Raw genomic sequence first — 17,656 nt, 5'->3', positions numbered from 1 at the left:
GAAGAAGGAAGCCCCGATGTCCATCCTGACGCTCTCCGGCAGCCCGTCGGTCCAGTCCCGTTCCGGCCATGTGCTCGCGCACCTGCGCGCCGCGCTGGAGGCTGCCGGCGAACGCACCCGCCATCTCGACCTGCGCGAACTGCCGGCGGGTCCGCTGCTGGCAGCACGCGTGGACGAACCCGCGATCGCCGCCGCCACGCGCGCCGTGTCCGAGGCGCAGGTGGTGGTACTGGCCACGCCGGTGTACAAGGCTGCCTACAGCGGCCTGCTCAAGGCCTTCCTGGACCTGCTGCCGCAGGCTGGCCTGCGCGACAAGATCGTGCTGCCGATCGCCACCGGCGGCAGCCTGGCCCATGCGCTGGCGATCGACTACGCGCTGCGCCCGGTGCTGTCCGCGCTGGGCTCGCGCCAGATCCTGCCCGGCATCTTTGCCGTGGACCAGCAGATCGAATCCTTTGAGGCCGCCGGCGTGCGCCAGGCGCGCTTCGATGCCGCGCTGTCGGCACGCCTGGACGAAGGCGTGCTGCGCGTGCGCGATGCGCTGGCGCATTCCCGCATCGACGTGCCGCTCGACGTGGTGCCCGGCGCCTTTGTCCAGCGCGCTGCCGCGATCGCGGTGGCCGAGCGATGTTCCGCCTGAACTGACTGATTGACTGAAGTGGCGCCGGCCTGCCCGGCGCAACGGCAGCGACGCCATGCCACCCGCCACGCGGGGTCGGCAGGGATGCGTGCTGCCGCAACCATCCTGGACATCAATCCGGCCAGCAGGGCATTGCCCCGGGCCATGGAGGACATCGCATGACACTGACCAACCCGTTGCGCACGGCCAACCAGCGCCGCCGACTGATTACCGCCGCGCTGGTGCTTGCCACCGGCCTGGCCTACGGACTACTACCCGGCCGCGCCGAAGCGCAGTCGAAAAACATCGACCCCAAGGTGCTGCGCATCGGCTACCAGAAATACGGCACGCTGACGCTGCTGAAGGCGCGCGGCACGCTGGAAAAACGCCTTGCGCCGCAAGGCATCACCGTCAAATGGACGGAGTTCCCCGCCGGGCCGCAACTGCTTGAGGGGCTGAACGTCGGCGCAGTCGATTTCGGCACCGTCGGCGAGGCGCCGCCGATCTTTGCGCAGGCCGCGGGGGCGCAGCTGGTCTACGTCGGCAATGAGCCGCCGGCGCCGGTGGCCGAGGCCATCGTCGTGCCCAAGGGCTCGGCGATCCGCTCGGTGGCAGAGCTGCGCGGCAAGCGCGTGGCGCTGAACAAGGGCTCGAACGTGCATTACCTGCTGGTGCGCCAGCTGGAGAAGGCCGGCATCCCTTACAGCGAGATCCAGCCGGTCTACCTGCCGCCGGCGGATGCGCGTGCCGCCTTCGAGCGCGGCGCGGTCGATGCCTGGGTGATCTGGGACCCGTTCCTCGCGGCAGCCGAGAAGCAACTGGGCGCGCGCGTGCTCGCCGATGGCCGCGGCGCGGACGGCAAGAACGTGGTCAGCAACCACCAGTTCTACCTGGCCTCGCGCCCCTATGCACAAGCGAAGCCGGAGATCGTCAGCCTGATCCTGGACGAACTGGCCACCCTGGGCAGCTGGGCGCAAAAGAACCCCAAGGAGGCCACCACGGTGCTGACCGGCGAAACCGGGCTGCCCGCCGATGTGCTTGAGCTTGCCGTCTCGCGCTTCTCCTACGGCGCACGCCCGGTCAGCGCCGAGGTGCTGGCCGAGCAGCAACGCATCGCCGACGCCTTCCACTCGCTCAAGCTGATCCCCAAGCCAGTCAAGGTGGCCGATGCGCGCTGGGACGCGCCGCAGCAGCAGGCGCAGCGATAGCCACCTCCATCGCCAGGAACAAAAGGACAACGACATGCAAGTATTCTGGTTCATCCCCACCCACGGCGACAGCCGCTACCTCGGCACTTCGGAAGGCGCGCGCGAGGTCAGCTTCGATTACCTGAAGCAGGTTGCCGTGGCCGCCGATACGCTGGGCTACGAAGGCGTGCTGATTCCGACCGGGCGCTCTTGCGAAGACCCATGGGTGGCGGCATCGGCGCTGGCGGCCGTCACGCAGCGCCTGAAATTCCTGGTCGCGGTGCGCCCGGGGCTGATGGCGCCGACGCTGGCCGCGCGCATGGCGGCAACCTTCGACCGCATCTCCAACGGCCGGCTGCTGATCAACCTCGTCACCGGCGGTGATACCGCCGAGCTGGAAGGCGACGGCCTGTTCCTGGACCACACCGCGCGCTACGAGGCCTCGGCCGAATTCCTGCGCATTTGGCGCCAGGTGCTGGCCGCCAGCCATGACGGCGACAAGGTGGACTACGAGGGCAAGCACCTGAGCGTGAAGGGCGCCACTGTCCTCTATCCGCCCTTGCAGCGCCCGCATCCGCCGGTGTACTTCGGCGGTTCGTCGGCGCCGGCGCATGCGCTGGCAGGCGAACAGGTCGATACCTACCTGACCTGGGGCGAGCCGCCCGCTGACGTGGCGCAGAAGCTCGACGACGTGCGCCGCCAGGCCGCGCGCCATGGCCGCACGGTGAAGTTCGGCATCCGCCTGCATGTGATCGTGCGCGAGACCGATGCCGCCGCCTGGGCCGCGGCCGATGACCTGATCAGCCGGCTTGACGACGAGACCGTGGCGCGTGCGCAAGCCGTGTTCGCCAAGATGGATTCCGAAGGGCAGCGCCGCATGGCCGCGCTGCACGCCGGCGGCACGCGCCGCACGCGCGAGGCGCTGGAGATCAGCCCCAACCTGTGGGCCGGCGTTGGCCTGGTGCGCGGCGGTGCCGGCACCGCGCTGGTGGGCGATCCGCACACCGTGGCCGAGCGCATGCGCGAATACGCCGAGCTGGGCATCGACAGTTTCGTGCTGTCCGGCTACCCGCATCTGGAAGAGGCCTACCGCTTTGCCGAACTGGTGTTCCCGCTGCTGCCGCGCTCGGTGCGCGACAAGCTGCCGGGCAAGGTGCTGTCGGGTCCGTTTGGTGAAGTCATGGCGACTGGCATCGTGCCGCGCGCCGCGCAGAGTTGAGGGGAGGGCAACCATGAACGCTCCTCTATTGCAGCCGCCGCGCCAGGCACCCCAGGCACTGGCGCGCGCGCTGGCTCCGTGGATCGTGCCGGTGCTGCTGATCGTCGTATGGCAGCTGGCCTCGCAGAACGGCTGGCTCTCCAGCCGCGTGCTGCCGGCCCCGCTGGCCGTGGTGCAGGCTGCCTGGGAACTGGCGCGCTCGGGCGAGTTGTGGAAGCACGTGGGGGTCAGCACCTGGCGCGCGCTGGTGGGGTTTGCCATCGGCGGCGGGCTGGGCCTGCTGCTGGGGCTGCTGACCGGCACCTTCCGCACCGCGGCCACGCTGCTCGACAGCACGCTGCAGATGGTGCGCAACATCCCGGCGCTGGCCTTGATCCCGCTGGTGATCCTGTGGTTCGGCATCGACGAGAGCGCCAAGCTGTTCCTGGTGTCGCTGGGCGTGTTCTTCCCGGTCTACCTGAACACCTATCACGGCATCCGCTCGGTCGATACGGGGCTGGTGGAGATGGCGCGCAGCTACGGTCTGTCCGGCTGGCAGCTGTATCGCGAGGTCATCCTGCCCGGCGCGCTGCCGGGCATCCTGGTGGGCGTGCGTTTCGCGCTGGGGTTGATGTGGGTGGTGCTGATCGTGGCGGAGACCATCTCCGCGCAATCGGGCATCGGCTACATGACCATGAACGCGCGTGAGTTCCTGCAAACCGACGTGGTGCTGGTGGGCATCCTGCTCTATGCGCTGCTGGGCAAGCTGGCCGACTGGCTGTCGCGCGGGCTGGAGCGCTACTGGCTGCGCTGGCATCCGGGCTACGCCGCGGCCTGACCGGCCCGTCGCCCCAATCAAGCAAGGAGATCGAGATGCAGATGTATCCGGTAGAACAGGCTGCGCTGGCTGAACTGGAAGCGGGCCTCGCGCGCCGCGAGGCGGCACAGCCGGCGGCAGAGGCACCGCGCAAGGCAGGTGGCGTGGCGCTGCACGTGCGCCAGGTGGTCAAGCGCTACGACGGCCGCGAAGTGCTGCACAACGTGGCGCTGGACGTGGCGCCGGGCGAGTTCCTGGCGATCGTCGGGCGCAGCGGCTGCGGCAAGAGCACGCTGCTGCGGCTGGTGGCGGGGCTGGAAGCGGCCGATGGCGGCAGCATCACCGTCGATGGTGAATCCGCGGCGAAAGGCCGCGCGCGGCACGCCGACGTGCGCGTGATGTTCCAGGACGCAAGGCTGCTGCCGTGGAAGCGCGTGCTGGACAACGTCGCGCTGGGCCTGCCGCGCGCACGCCGCAGTGAAGCCGCCAATGTGCTGGCGCAGGTGGGCCTGGCCGACCGCGCCAAGGAGTGGCCCGCGCGGCTATCCGGTGGCCAGCGCCAGCGCGTGGCGCTGGCGCGCGCGCTGGTGCACCATCCGCAGCTGTTGCTGCTGGACGAGCCGCTGGGCGCGCTGGATGCGCTCACGCGCATCGAGATGCAGGGGCTGATTGAGTCGCTGTGGCGCCGCCTTGGCTTCACGGCGCTGCTGGTCACGCACGATGTGTCCGAAGCGGTGGCGCTGGCCGACCGCATCGTGCTGATCGAGGACGGCCACATTGCCATGGATGAACGCGTGGCGCTGGCGCGCCCGCGCGAACGCGGCGCGGCGGGCTTTGCGCAGCTGGAGGCGAAGGTGCTGCAGCGGGTGATGCGGCAAGCGCCGCAGGCGCAGGGGCAGGTACCGTCGCATGCCGGCGCGCATGCCGACCCCGCCGCCACGACCGCGCCGCTGAACGTGAGCTGGGCAGCGTGACCGTGCCACCTGCGGCAATGTGCGCCGCGCATATCGACAGGCCGTAATCTTCATTCGCTCGCGCCCGCTGACCTCCTATCATGAGCAGGCAGGCCGATGCGGTGCGACAGCACAGAGGGCGCATGGCGCGCCCGTCATCACTAATCCGACCATGAGGCCGAGGGGCCCGGTCAACCCAAGGAATGCCATGCCAGGCGTGCATGAACCCGCGGGCGCAGTGCCTGCGCTCCAACGTTATCTGGAATCGCTGCCGCGCCAGCCGCTGGCTGACCGGCAATTGTGGCGCGACGCGCGCGGGCAGGTGCAGGGCCAGTTCTTCAACTGCTCGCTGACCAGCGCGTTCGAGCCGCTGGTGACGCTGGCAGACCGGCAGGTGGTGGCGCATGAGGGTTCGATCCACACCTACGCAGAGGACGGCGTGGGCCTGGCGGCATGGAAGCTGTTTGCGATGGCGGCCGACGACAACACCCTGGTGTCGCTGGACCGGCTTTCGCGCCTGCTGCATGCCATCAACTACTTTGCCGCCGAGGGCGAGCACAAGCTGGTGCTGAACGTGCATAACCGGTTGCTGGCTGCGGTCACCGACGACCACGGCGCTGCCTTCCGGCGCGCATTACAATCGCTGGGCCTGCCGCTGGAACGCTTTGTGATCCAGGTGCCGGCCAGCGCCAATGACGACCTGGCATTGCTGTTGCATGTCGTTGGCAACTATCGGCGCAACGGTTTCGCGGTAAGCCTGCAAGCGTCCGATCCGGCGGAAGCCGGTGCGCTGATGGCGCACGCGTTGCCGGACTGGCTCAAGCTGGACATGCGCCGCACCTGGACCGACCGCCAGCTGTCGGGCCTGCGTGCCAGCGCGGCCAACGCCGGCGTAACGCTGATCGGGCGGCGCCTGCAAAGCGCCGAAAGCATCGAGCGCCTGCAGGCCGCGGGCATCGGCCTGGGGCAGGGCGCCTTCACTGGCGCGCCGGTCAGTGCGGCCGGACTGCGCGCAGGCCAGGTGAGCGCCGCGCATGCATTGGACAAGGAGGTGGTATGACGCAAGCGAACAGGCTATCCGGCGGTCATGGCACGCGCCTGGACATCCCGCGGCACCTGCAGGTGCTGACCGTGCCTGGGCTGCACGGCAGCGGCCCGGGACACTGGCAGAGCCGCTGGGAGCAGCGCTTCCCGGACTGGCAGCGGGTGGAGCAGCACGACTGGTCGCGCCCTAGCCTGCCGCTGTGGGCCGAGCGTGTCTCCGAAGGCGTGATGCGCGCCCAGCGCGTGGCCGCGCGCGGCGCGGTGCTGGTGGCGCACAGCTTCGGCTGCCTGGCGTCGCTGCGCCAGGCGGCGCTGGATCCGGTCGGCATTGCCGGCGCATTGCTGGTGGCGCCGGCCGATCCGGACAAATTTGCCGTGGCGGCGCTGCTGCCGTCGTACCGGCTGCCATTCCCCACCATCCTGGTAGCCAGCCGCAACGACCCCTGGATGCCGCAGCGCACCGCTTTCAGCTGGGGCACGCTGTGGGGCAGTGAACTGGTCGATGCGGGCAGCCTGGGCCACATCAATGCCGATTCCGGGCTGGACGAGTGGCCTGAAGGCCTCGCGCTGCTCGATACCCTGGTCCAGCGCATCGCGCAGGCAGGCGATGCTGGCTCAATAAGTGAGTCATCCGCCGCCTGGGAGTCGGGTATCGAGATGGTGTCTACCGTCCCTTATATCTAAACCGTCTAAGAAAATTCATAAAGATTCGTTCTGTTTATAAGGGCGACTCTGCAGAATCTGTCTCGTAGGCCGGCGCAATATGCGCTGGCGTCATAAAGAACGGCCCGCCGGGGCCAGCCATCAGGGTCCGGCGGCGCACCGCTCACAGACGAGACGACATGCCTCCATCCATTTCCCTCGCGGACACGCCGCCGCCAGCCGCTCCCCGCGCCCCTGACTCCGGCGCCACGCGCGCGCCGCGCAGCCCGTCCCGGCAGCGTTTTACGGTGCTGCCCGGTTTCGGCCTGTCGCTCGGCTTCACGCTGTTCTACCTGACGCTGATCGTCCTGATCCCGCTGTCGGCCACGTTCCTGAAGACGTTCACGATGACGTGGGACGCGTTCTGGACCTCGGTCACGGCGCCGCGCGTGGTGGCGTCGCTGCAGCTGAGCTTTGGCGCGTCGCTGGTGGCGGCCATCGTCAATACAGTGTTCGGGTTGGTGGTGGCCTGGGTGCTGGTGCGCTACCGCTTCCCGGGCAAGCGCCTGATCGACGCGCTGGTGGACCTGCCGTTTGCGCTGCCCACGGCGGTGGCCGGTATCGCGCTGACGGCGCTGTTTGCCGGCAATGGCTGGATCGGCCGCTATCTTGAGCCGCTTGGCGTCAAGGTCGCGTTCACGCCGCTGGGCGTGGTGGTGGCGCTGACCTTTATCGGCCTGCCGTTCGTGGTGCGCACGGTGCAGCCGGTGCTGGAGGACGTGGAGCAGGAGCTGGAGGAGGCCGCGGCCAGCCTGGGCGCCAACCGCCTGCAGACCTTCCAGCGCGTGATCCTGCCCGCCATCCTGCCGGCGCTGCTGACCGGGTTTGCGCTGTCGTTCGCGCGCGCCACCGGCGAGTACGGCTCGGTGGTCTTTATCTCCGGCAACATGCCGATGGTGTCGGAGATCGCGCCGCTGATGATCTATTCCAAGCTGGAGCAATACGACTACGCCGGCGCCACCGCGGTGGCGGTGGTGATGCTGGTGATTTCCTTCGGGCTGCTGCTGCTGATCAACCTGCTGCAGGCCTGGACGCGCCGCCATCAATCCGGTGTGCGCGCCGCGCTGGCACCTGAAGCGCCCGCCACGGGCAAGGAGTCCTGACATGGCCGGCGCAGTTGCGGGACGCCTGGGCGGGCAAGGCAACGCCCCGGCCCATCACAGGTTTGACGCCACTGGCGAAGCGCCGTGGGTGCGCTACACGCTGATCATGGTGGCAGTGCTGTTCCTCACGCTGTTCCTGTTCGTGCCGCTGGCTTCGGTGTTCTATGAAGCCTTGCGCAAGGGCGTGCAGACCTACTGGGAAGCATTGATCGAGCCCGACGCACTCGCCGCGATCCAGCTCACGCTGACGGTGGCGGCGATCGCGGTGCCGCTGAACGTGGTGTTCGGCGTGGCGGCGGCCTGGGCCATCGCCAAGTTCGACTTCCGCGGCAAGAACCTGCTGATCACGCTGATCGACCTGCCGTTCTCGGTGTCGCCGGTGATCTCTGGCCTGGTCTACGTGCTGCTGTTCGGTGCGCAGGGCTGGCTGGGCCCGTGGCTGGAAGCGCACGACATCAAGATCATGTTCGCGGTGCCGGGCATCGTGCTGGCCACCATCTTCGTGACCTTCCCCTTTGTTGCGCGTGAGCTGATCCCGCTGATGCAGGCGCAGGGCAGCGAAGAGGAGGAGGCCGCGATCGTGCTGGGCGCCTCGGGCTGGCAGACCTTCCGCCATATCACGCTGCCCAATATCCGCTGGGGCCTGCTGTATGGCGTGATCCTGTGCAATGCGCGGGCGATGGGTGAGTTCGGCGCGGTGTCGGTGGTGTCGGGCCATATCCGCGGGCTGACCAACACCATGCCGCTGCATGTGGAGATCCTCTACAACGAGTACAACTTCGCGGCAGCCTTTGCGGTGGCTTCGCTGCTGACGCTGCTGGCGCTGGTCACCCTCGGCATCAAGACGCTGGTGGAATTCCGCGCCCGCAAGGAAACCGAAGAGGCTGCACCAGAGCGGCCGCTGGCAAGTTTGCAAGGACAAGCATCATGAGCATCCAGGTCAAGAACGTAGAGAAGCGCTTTGGCGACTTTGTCGCGCTGGACAACGTCTCGCTCGATTTCGACGAGGGCGAGCTGACCGCGCTGCTGGGGCCGTCCGGCTGCGGCAAGACCACGCTGCTGCGCATCATCGCCGGCCTGGAGCGCGCCGATGCGGGCCAGATCGTACTGGCCGGGCGCGATGCCTCGGACCAGCATGTGCGCCAGCGCCAGGTGGGCTTTGTGTTCCAGCACTATGCGCTGTTCAAGCATATGAGCGTGTTCGAGAACGTGGCATTCGGCCTGCGCGTGAAGCCGCGCGCCGAGCGCCCCAGCGAAGCGCAGATCCGCGACAAGGTGCGCTCGCTGCTGGAACTGGTGCAGCTTGACTGGCTGGCCGACCGCTACCCGTCGCAGCTCTCCGGCGGCCAGCGCCAGCGTATCGCGCTGGCACGCGCGCTCGCGGTGGAGCCGCGCGTGCTGCTGCTCGACGAGCCCTTCGGCGCGCTCGATGCCAAGGTGCGCAAGGAGCTGCGCCGCTGGCTGCGCCGCCTGCACGACGAACTGCACGTGACCAGCGTGTTTGTCACCCATGACCAGGAAGAAGCGCTGGAAGTGGCCGACCAGGTGGTGCTGATGAACCGCGGCCACGTGGAGCAGTACGGCTCGCCCGAGGCGGTCTACAACCATCCGGCCACGCCCTTCGTATTCGGCTTCCTCGGCAACGTGAACTTGTTCCACGGCCGCCTGGAAGTGGGCGAGAGCGGCGGCCTGCTGCATACCGGCGAGGCGGTGCTGCCGGTGGTGGGCAGCGGCCATGAGACCGCCGGTGACGCGGTGGCCTATGTGCGCCCCCATGACCTCGACCTGGAACGCTATTCGCCCGGCGCCGACGGTATTGCCGTGACGCTGCGCCGCGCGCTGACGCTGGGCCCGGTGGCGCAGCTTGAACTCGAACGTGAAGACAACCAGGACGTGATTGAAGTCGCGCTGCCGCTGGAGCGCTTCCGCCATGCGGGCTTCCGCGAAGGCGAGCTGCTCGCGGTGCGCCCGCGACAGCTGCGCGTGTTCACGCAGCCGCGCGCGAACGGTGCCAATGGCACCGCGTCCACCCAACAAGAAAAGGCCACGCCATGAACTTCCAGCAACTCCGTTCCATCCGCGAGGCGGTGCGCCGCCAGTTCAACCTGACCGAGGTCGCCAACGCGCTCTACACCTCGCAGCCTGGCGTGTCGCGCCAGATCCGCGAGCTGGAAGAAGAACTGGGCGTGGAGATCTTCGAGCGCTACGGCAAGCGCCTGACCGGGCTGACCGAGCCGGGGCGCGAGATCGTGCGCATTGTCGAACGCCTGCTGCTGGAGGCCGAGAACCTGCGCCAGGCCGGCGACGAATACGCCGGCCGCCATACCGGCCGCCTGACCGTTGCCACCACCCACACCCAGGCACGCTATGCGCTGCCGCGCGTGGTGCAGGCATTCCGCCGCGAATACCCGCATGTGACGCTGGCACTGCAGGAGGCGTCGCCCACGCATATCGTTGAGTTGCTGCTGACGGGGCAGGCCGATATCGGCATCGCCACCGAGGCACTGGCCACCGAGGCTGGGCTGACCTCGTTCGAGGCCTACAGCTGGCAGCACGTGCTGGTGGTCTCGCCCGGCCATCCGCTCACGCGCCTGCCCGAGCCGACGCTCGAAGACGTGGCCGGCTTCCAGCTCATCACCTATGACGCCGGCTTCACCGGCCGCCGCAAGATCGACAGCGCCTTTGCCGAGGCCGGCCTGCAGCCGGAAATCGTGCTGACCGCGCTGGACGCCGACGTGATCAAGACCTACGCCGAACTGGACCTGGGCGTGGGCATCATTGCCTCGATGGCCTATGACGAGCGCAAGGATTCCGGCCTGGTGCGGATCTCGGCCGACCACCTGTTCGCGCCCAATACCACCAGCGTGGCGGTGCGGCGGGGCGCCTACCTGCGCGGCTATGCGCACGCCTTTATCAACATGTTCGCGCCGCACCTGTCGCCCGACACCGTCAGCAGCGCGCTGTCCGAGCAGGAGCGCCAAGCCCTGGCGGCCTGATTCCGGCCTGACCACAGGCGGCTGCCAGGTGGCGCAGGGTGCGCCCGAGCGCCGCCTGACAGTCGCCATCCGCCCCGGCACGGTGCCGTTCGCGCCCCGTGCCCGCCGTTCGTCGCAAGAGACTTTCTTCGTGCCCGGGTGAGGGGTACAGTCCTTGCACGTGCCCGCGGCTTGCCGTCCGGCGAGCGCCGCACGTGTACCGCAGCGCAACAAAGCTTGCGCGCGGCCGCCGGTCTGCAAGGACCGGGCAAGGGAGAGAGACGATTATGCGCGACGACGAACCGCTGCTGAGCTGGCAGTGGCGCGGCTATGCCCGCAACCACCAGCATCCCCGCAACCTGCTGCTGCATATCGTGGCCGTGCCGATGTTCATGGCCGGCACCGTGCTGGGCCTCTATGGCCTGCTGCGCCTGAGCCTGCCGGCGGTGGCGCTGGGGCTGGTGTGCATGGGCATGTCGATGGCCCTGCAGGGCCGCGGACACCGGCTGGAAGCCCATGCACCGGAACCCTTTGCCGGACCGGCGGACATCGCCGGCCGCATCCTGGCTGAGCAGTGGATCACATTCCCGCGCTATGTGCTGTCCGGCCAATGGTGGCGCGCGCTGGCCGGCCGGCGTGCCGGGCAGGGCGGCTGAGGTGACCACGCGCTGCCCGCCTCATCACATTCCCGCATTGCGCCAGCCTCAGTCCGCGCTAACATGAACGCCATGGACCGCTGCTTCTCCAACGTCGCCACCGCCATCCCCTCCCGGCTCAATATCCTCGGGCGCGACCTGCTGTTCGTGCTGTGCATGAACTCGGTGATCGCCATCAGCCTGAACTACGGCTTCCAGACCGGCGGCAGCCTGTGGCACAACTTTGTCTACAGCCAGCTGATCGGCCTGTCGATCTGGGTGCTGATCGACATCCCGCGCGTGGTGATCTGGTGGAACGACCGGCCGCGCCGCTGGCCCTTCCTGCTGCTGGCCGCAGCCGCGGTGCCCGCCGGCGTGGTGTTCGGCAGCTGGGCCACGCGCGTGGCGCTGGACCTGCCGCCCAAATCGGCGGACGAAGCCGGCGGCATGCTGCGCATGTGCCTGGTGGTGGGCATGCTGGCCGCGGCCTCGATGATCTATTTCTACTGGTCGCGTGAGAAGCTGGCCTCGCTCGAGCGCCAGGCCGCGCTGGACGCCCTGCAGCGCGAGGAAGCCGAAAAGCAGCTGGTGCGCGCACAGCTGATGGCGCTGCAGGCGCAGATCGAGCCGCATTTCCTGTTCAACTCGCTGGCCAACCTGGACGGGCTGATCGCCACCGACCCGCCTGCCGCGCGCCAGCTGCTGCAGCGCCTGATCGGCTTCCTGCGCATGTCGCTGGCACATACCCGCGCCGAGCAATGCACGCTGCGGCAGGAGTTCGAGCTGCTGCGCAGCTACCTGGACATCCAGGGCATGCGCTTTGGCCAGCGGCTCTCGTTCGACATCGACCTGCCGCGGGAACTGGCGAAGGTGGAGATCCCGCCCATGCTGATCCAGCCGCTGGTGGAAAACGCGGTCACGCACGGCATCGAGCCCTGCATGATCGGCGGCCATATCCGGCTGTCGGCGCGCGCGGCCGGCGACAATGCGGTGCAGGTCGTCATCGCCGATACCGGCGTGGGCTTCGGCCATGCCTCGGGCAAGGGCTCGGGCCTGGGCATTACCCATGTGCGTGAGCGGCTGGCGCGCATCTTTGGCGCGGCGGCCTCCATGCAGATGGAAGAGAACACCCCGCGCGGCGTGGTGGTGCGGCTGACGCTGCCGCTGGAGCGCCCGGCCGAAGCGCCCACCCAGACCCAGACCCAGACAGTCACCAGCGTGCCGGAAGGCATGCCAGCATCGGCCCCGGCCATGCAACGGCTCTGAGGCGCACCGCCCCTGCCAGCACGCCTGACAAGAAGAACGGCTGGCACCGCCCGTGGCGGTGCCGCTGACAACGCCAGGACCCATCTACCACCCCAACGCCCCCATGACCCCGACCCTTCTGATCGCCGACGACGAAGCGCTGCTGGCGCGCGTGCTGGAATCTGAACTGAAGTCGCTGTGGCCCGAGGCCCGTATCGTTTCCGTGGTCCACGACGGCGTGGCCGCGCTGGCGGCGGCGCGCGAGCACCAGCCGCGCGTGGCCTTCCTGGATATCCGCATGCCGGGCATGAGCGGCATGGACGTGGCGCGCGAACTGATCGAATTCGACACCCCGCCGCTGGTGGTCTTCGTGACCGCTTACGACCAGTTTGCGCTGGAGGCGTTTGAGCGCGCCGCGGTGGACTATGTGCTCAAGCCGGTGCAGCGCGAACGGCTGGAGGCCACGGTGCAGCGCCTGAAGGACCGCCTGGCCGGCCCCGCCGACGACGAGGACACGGAATCCGAGGCATCCATGCAGGACACCGACCGGCTCGGCCAGCTGCTGGCGCGCCTGGAATCGCTGGAGAACGCCACGCCAGGCACGGGCGGTGCGCCGCAGCGGCAGTACCTGCGCTTTATCAAGGCGCTGGTGGGGCAGGAGGTGCGCATCATCCCCGTGGACGAAGTCATCTACCTGGAAGCCACCGACAAGTACGTCAACGTGGTCTCCGGCACCGGCGAGGCACTGATCCGCACCAGCCTGCGCGAGCTGACGCAGCAGCTGGACCCGGAGCGCTTCTGGCAGGTGCACCGCGGCACCGTGGTCAACATCACCTGCGTGGCCAGCGCGGTCAACCAGTCGCTGGGCCGGCTGTCGCTGCGGCTGCGCGACCGCCCCGAGCTGCTGCCGGTGGCGCGCCAGTACGCGCACCTGTTCAAGCAGATGTGAGGCACGCCCGCGGGCGGCGTGGCCGCCACCTGGCTGCAGAGGGCAGGGGTTTTCCTCTATGATGCGGGCTTCGGCCCGTATTTTTTTGGGCTGCCGCCTCCCGTCCTGCCGCATAGCCCCTGCCACCCGCGCCATGTCCACTGCCGCACTCGATCCCACGCGCAATCCCCTTCGTCATGACGCCCAGGTGATCGGGCTGGTCGGCCTGGCCCACGGGGTCTCCCACTTCTACCACCTGTTGCTGGCCCCGCTGTTCCCGTGGATCAAGGCGGAATTCGGCCTGAGCTATGCCGAGCTGGGCCTGCTGATGACGGTGTTCTTTGCGGTCTCGGCGGTGGTGCAGACCGCGTCCGGCTTCGTGGTCGACCGCTTCGGCGCGCGGCCGGTGCTGTTTACCGGGCTGGCCTTCCTGGGCGCCGCGGCCTTGCTGCTGTCGACCAGTTCCGGCTATGCCGCGCTGCTGTTCGGTGCGGCCGTGGCGGGGCTGGGCAACGGCGTATTCCACCCGGCCGACTTCACGCTGCTGAACAAGCATGTGTCGCAGCCCCGGCTGGGCCACGCGTTCTCGGTGCACGGCATTTCTGGCAACCTGGGCTGGGCGGCGGCGCCGCTGTTCCTGGTGGCAATCGCCAACCTGGCCAGCTGGCGCGTGGCGCTGGCGGCGGCCTCGGCGGTCGCCTTTATCGTGCTGGCCGTGCTGGTCGTGCTGCGCCACGTGCTGGACCCGCGCGAAGTGCAGGGCGCCGTGGGCCGGCCTGCGGCCAAGGCTGCGGCGGCTGGCGGCAGCGTGCTCGGCTTCCTGCGCCTGCCGCAGGTGTGGGTGTGCTGGGCCTTCTTCCTGCTGACCACGTTCTCCGCCGCCGGCATCCAGAGCTTTGCCCCGACCGCGCTGACCTACCTGTACGGCATGCCGTTCACGCTGGCGACCGCGTCCTACACCATCTACATGCTGTGCAGCGCCGGCGGCATGATCGTCGGCGGCTTTGCCGCCAGCCGTACCAGCAACCATGACCGGCTGATCGCGGTGAGCTTCACTGTGTCGGGGCTGATGGCGGTGCTGGTCGGGCTGAACCTGGTGCCGGCGCTGCTGGTGCCGGTGCTGATGGGCGTGATCGGCTTTGGCGCCGGTACCGCGGGGCCGTCGCGTGACCTGCTGGTGCGCGCGGCCGCCCCCGCTGGTGCCACCGGGCGCGTTTATGGCGTGGTCTACTCGGGCCTGGATATCGGCCTGGCGTGTGGCCCGCTGTTCTTCGGTGCGCTGATGGATGCAAAGCTGCCGGCATGGGTGTTTTTCATGATCGGCGGCTTCCAGCTGCTGTCGATCTTCACCGCGGTGACGGTGGGCAACGGCAACCGCAACCGCTCGCGCCGCGGCGCGGCAGCGGGCCAGGCGGAGGCCGCCTAGCCCGGGCCGGGCCGCCCAAGCACCGCCTTCCGAATTCGATTGCCTGAGGATGCTTTCATGTCAATGACGCCGGCCAACGCCACCCAGCCTGACGATTCCGAACACGGCACGCCGCTGCCAGGCGGCCATATCCTGGTCGATGCGCTGCTGGCGCACGGCGCCGAGCTGGCTTTCGGCGTGCCGGGCGAAAGCTACCTGGCCGTGCTCGACGGCTTCCACCGCCGCCGCGATCAGTTGCGCTTCATCATCTGCCGCCAGGAGGGCGGGGCCGCCGTCATGGCCGAGGCCTATGGCAAGCTGACCGGCCGCCCCGGGCTGGCCTTCTGCACGCGCGGGCCGGGCGCCACCAATGCCAGCATCGGCGTGCACACCGCCTTCCAGGACTCGACGCCGATGATCCTGTTCATCGGCCAGGTCGGCACCGACTTCATGGACCGCGAGGCCTTCCAGGAAATCGACTACCGCCGTATGTTCGGCCAGATGGCCAAGTGGGTGGCGCAGATCGACCGGGTCGAACGCATCCCCGAATACATTGCGCGCGCCTACCAGACCGCGACCTCCGGCCGCCCGGGCCCGGTGGTGCTGGCGCTGCCCGAAGACATGCTGGCGCAGACGGCGGTGGTGCCGCAGCTGCAGGCGTACCAGCGCGTCATGAGCTGGCCCGGTGAGGCCGACCTGGCGCGGCTGGCCGAGATGCTCAACGCGGCCGAGCGCCCCTTCGTGCTGGCGGGCGGCAGCGGCTGGACGCCGCAGGCCTGCGCCGACCTGCAGGCTTTTGCCGAGCGCTTCGCGCTGCCGGTGGGCTGCGCCTTCCGCGGCCAGGACCTGTTCGACAATCGCCATCCCAACTACGCAGGCGATGTCGGCATCGGCATCAACCCGGCGCTGGCCGAGCGCGTCCGCAACGCTGACCTGGTGCTGGCCATCGGCCCGCGCCTGGGCGAGATGACGACTGGCGGCTACGCGCTGATCGCCGCGCCGCGACCCGCGCAAAAGCTGATCCACGTGCACGCCGGCGCCGAGGAGCTGGGCAGCGTCTACCAGGCCGACCTGATGATCCAGGCGTCGATGCCCGCCATCGCCGCGCGCCTGGCCGGCCTGCAGCCCGCCGCCGCGCCGCGCTGGCAGGCGTGGACCGAAGCCGCGCACGCCGACTACGAACGCTACCTGCAGCCGCCCGCGTTTGCGGGGCAGGGTGTCGACATGGCCGAAGTCATCCGCACGCTGGACCAGCTGCTGCCGGCCGACGCGGTCGTGACCAATGGCGCCGGCAACTACGCCGGCTGGCTGCACCGGTATTTCCACTATCGGCCGTTCACCAGCGGCGGCCGCGGCCAGCTGGCCCCGACCAGCGGCGCCATGGGCTATGGCGTGCCGGCGGCGGTCGGCGCCAAGATCGCCTTCCCGCAGCGCACCGTGGTGGCGCTGGCCGGCGATGGCTGCTTCCTGATGAATGGCCAGGAACTGGCTACGTCGATGCAATACCAGGCGCCGGTGATCTTCATCGTCGTCAATAACGGCATGTACGGCACCATCCGGATGCACCAGGAACGCGAATACCCGACCCATGTCTCGGGCACCGAGCTGCACAACCCCGACTTTGCCGCGCTGGCGCGCGCCTATGGCGCGCGCGGCGCCACCGTGACCACGACCGAAGCCTTTGCCCCGGCATTGCGCGAGGCATTGGCCGCGCCGCTATCCACGTTGATCGAGATCCAGGTGGACCCGGACGTGATCACGCCGCGTACCACGCTGAGCGCCATCCGCGCGCAGGCGCTGGCCAGCAAGCAACAGTGAGGCCGAGCGGCCCGACCGGATTCTTTCTTACCTATCAGGAGACCATCGATGAAGCCCGTCACCACCGACCTGTGCGACGCGCATGAAGACCGCCTTGCCGACGGCACCCTGCGCGTCATGGCGCCGGTGTTCCGCGCCTTCGGCAAGCAGGGCGCCTTTGCCGGCCCCGCCGCCACGCTCAAGGTGTTCGAAGACAACTCGCTGGTGCGCACCGCGCTGGAAGCGCCGGGGCAGGGCCGCGTGCTGGTGATCGACGGCGGCGGCTCGCTGCGCTGCGCGCTGGTGGGTGGCAACCTTGGACTGCTGGCCGAGAAGAACGGCTGGGTCGGCATCGTCGTCAACGGCTGCATCCGCGATACCGCCGAGCTGGACGTGTGCGACATCGGCATCCGCACGCTGGCCGTGCATCCGCAGAAAAGCCAGAAGCGCAACGTCGGCGAAAGCGACGTCGCGGTGCAGATGCCCGGCGCCGTGGTGCGCCCGGGCAACTGGATCTACGCCGACGCCGATGGCGTGCTGGTCTCGGACGAAAAGCTGGGGAACTGAGCATGCCGCGCGTCTTTGTCTACGGCACGCTGCGTGCCGGCGAAGTCAATGACCTGAACGCTGCCGCGCAGCGCCACGGCATTGCCGAGCCCACGCTGCTGGGCACGGGGACGATCGCGGGCAGGCTCTTTGACTTCGGCACCTATCCCGGCCTGGTGCTGGACGCCAGTGGCGGGCCGGTCGTGGGCGATATCTACGAGATTGCCGACGCGCTGTTGCCGGTGCTCGACGAGATCGAAGAGGTCTATCCCGGCCAGGCCACGTTGTTCGTGCGCGAGGAACGGGCCGTGTTGCAGGATGGGCAGCCGGTTGCCTGCCTGCTGTATCCAGTGGCCGAGTCGGCCGTGGCCACGCTGCCGCGCATCGACAGCGGCGACTGGGTAGCCTATCGCCGCGCACGCGATACGACTGCGGCCTGATCCGGACCGTCTTCCACATGGGAAGACGGTCCCACGCCCTGGCACCGGCTGGCGCCGCGGCC

18 protein-coding genes are annotated in these 17,656 nt (G+C 68.8%); all 18 read left to right on the top strand.

Going from position 1 to position 17,656, the window contains the following annotated elements:
- Positions 1–16 precede the first annotated feature (16 nt).
- The 18 genes from ssuE (at position 17) to ACW4E8_RS13525 (ending at position 17,594) form a co-directional block, all read left to right on the top strand.
- Positions 17–640 carry an NADPH-dependent FMN reductase gene (gene ssuE, locus ACW4E8_RS13610; RefSeq protein ID WP_456804992.1) on the top strand — a complete coding sequence of 208 codons (624 nt, stop codon included), beginning with the start codon at positions 17–19 and terminating at the stop codon, positions 638–640.
- A 158-nt stretch (positions 641–798) separates the two neighbouring features.
- Positions 799–1,827: a sulfonate ABC transporter substrate-binding protein gene (locus tag ACW4E8_RS13605; protein ID WP_456804991.1), complete on the top strand. Its 1,029-nt coding sequence runs from the start codon at positions 799–801 to the stop codon at positions 1,825–1,827.
- 34 nt (positions 1,828–1,861) lie between these two features.
- Positions 1,862–3,025 carry an FMNH2-dependent alkanesulfonate monooxygenase gene (gene ssuD, locus ACW4E8_RS13600; protein ID WP_456804990.1) on the top strand — a complete coding sequence of 388 codons (1,164 nt, stop codon included), beginning with the start codon at positions 1,862–1,864 and terminating at the stop codon, positions 3,023–3,025.
- Between the two features lie 13 nt (positions 3,026–3,038).
- A complete protein-coding gene (gene ssuC / locus ACW4E8_RS13595; protein ID WP_456804989.1) occupies positions 3,039–3,842 on the top strand; it encodes an aliphatic sulfonate ABC transporter permease SsuC in 804 nt (267 codons plus the stop codon).
- Positions 3,843–3,877: 35 nt separating this feature from the next.
- The gene (locus tag ACW4E8_RS13590) at positions 3,878–4,795 is read left to right on the top strand and encodes an ATP-binding cassette domain-containing protein (protein WP_456804988.1); all 918 of its coding nucleotides are present in this window, start codon (positions 3,878–3,880) and stop codon (positions 4,793–4,795) included.
- 187 nt (positions 4,796–4,982) lie between these two features.
- Positions 4,983–5,834: an EAL domain-containing protein gene (locus ACW4E8_RS13585; RefSeq protein WP_456804987.1), complete on the top strand. Its 852-nt coding sequence runs from the start codon at positions 4,983–4,985 to the stop codon at positions 5,832–5,834.
- Positions 5,831–6,502, top strand: coding sequence for an RBBP9/YdeN family alpha/beta hydrolase (locus tag ACW4E8_RS13580; RefSeq protein ID WP_456804986.1), 672 nt, complete (start codon positions 5,831–5,833; stop codon positions 6,500–6,502). Before ACW4E8_RS13585 ends, ACW4E8_RS13580 begins: the two co-directional genes overlap by 4 nt.
- A 158-nt stretch (positions 6,503–6,660) precedes the next feature.
- Positions 6,661–7,623 (top strand): sulfate ABC transporter permease subunit CysT, encoded by a 963-nt coding sequence (gene cysT, locus ACW4E8_RS13575; RefSeq protein ID WP_456804985.1) that lies wholly within the window; start codon positions 6,661–6,663, stop codon positions 7,621–7,623.
- 1 nt (position 7,624) lies between these two features.
- Positions 7,625–8,554, top strand: coding sequence for a sulfate ABC transporter permease subunit CysW (gene cysW, locus ACW4E8_RS13570; RefSeq protein WP_456804984.1), 930 nt, complete (start codon positions 7,625–7,627; stop codon positions 8,552–8,554).
- Positions 8,551–9,678, top strand: coding sequence for a sulfate/molybdate ABC transporter ATP-binding protein (locus ACW4E8_RS13565; protein ID WP_456804983.1), 1,128 nt, complete (start codon positions 8,551–8,553; stop codon positions 9,676–9,678). The genes cysW and ACW4E8_RS13565 overlap by 4 nt, the downstream gene beginning before the upstream one ends.
- Complete coding sequence (locus ACW4E8_RS13560) at positions 9,675–10,619, top strand: CysB family HTH-type transcriptional regulator (RefSeq protein WP_010810505.1); 945 nt, start codon at positions 9,675–9,677, stop codon at positions 10,617–10,619. Before ACW4E8_RS13565 ends, ACW4E8_RS13560 begins: the two co-directional genes overlap by 4 nt.
- 266 nt (positions 10,620–10,885) lie before the next feature.
- Positions 10,886–11,254, top strand: coding sequence for a terminase (locus tag ACW4E8_RS13555; RefSeq protein ID WP_456804982.1), 369 nt, complete (start codon positions 10,886–10,888; stop codon positions 11,252–11,254).
- Between the two features lie 63 nt (positions 11,255–11,317).
- Positions 11,318–12,499, top strand: a complete 1,182-nt coding sequence (locus ACW4E8_RS13550) for a sensor histidine kinase (RefSeq protein ID WP_456804981.1) — start codon at positions 11,318–11,320, stop codon at positions 12,497–12,499.
- A 103-nt stretch (positions 12,500–12,602) separates the two neighbouring features.
- Complete coding sequence (locus ACW4E8_RS13545; protein WP_456804980.1) at positions 12,603–13,427, top strand: LytR/AlgR family response regulator transcription factor; 825 nt, start codon at positions 12,603–12,605, stop codon at positions 13,425–13,427.
- 133 nt (positions 13,428–13,560) lie between these two features.
- Positions 13,561–14,832, top strand: coding sequence for an MFS transporter (locus ACW4E8_RS13540; protein WP_456804979.1), 1,272 nt, complete (start codon positions 13,561–13,563; stop codon positions 14,830–14,832).
- Between the two features lie 57 nt (positions 14,833–14,889).
- Positions 14,890–16,629 carry a thiamine pyrophosphate-binding protein gene (locus tag ACW4E8_RS13535; protein WP_456804978.1) on the top strand — a complete coding sequence of 580 codons (1,740 nt, stop codon included), beginning with the start codon at positions 14,890–14,892 and terminating at the stop codon, positions 16,627–16,629.
- Between the two features lie 48 nt (positions 16,630–16,677).
- Positions 16,678–17,175, top strand: a complete 498-nt coding sequence (gene rraA / locus ACW4E8_RS13530; protein WP_456804977.1) for a ribonuclease E activity regulator RraA — start codon at positions 16,678–16,680, stop codon at positions 17,173–17,175.
- A 2-nt stretch (positions 17,176–17,177) separates the two neighbouring features.
- The gene (locus ACW4E8_RS13525; protein ID WP_456804976.1) at positions 17,178–17,594 is read left to right on the top strand and encodes a gamma-glutamylcyclotransferase family protein; all 417 of its coding nucleotides are present in this window, start codon (positions 17,178–17,180) and stop codon (positions 17,592–17,594) included.
- The last annotated feature ends 62 nt before the right edge of the window (positions 17,595–17,656 follow it).

Source organism: Cupriavidus sp. CP313, assembly GCF_054072015.1.
Note: the sequence above shows the minus strand (reverse complement) of the source record. Positions and strands in the feature narration are given on the sequence as shown.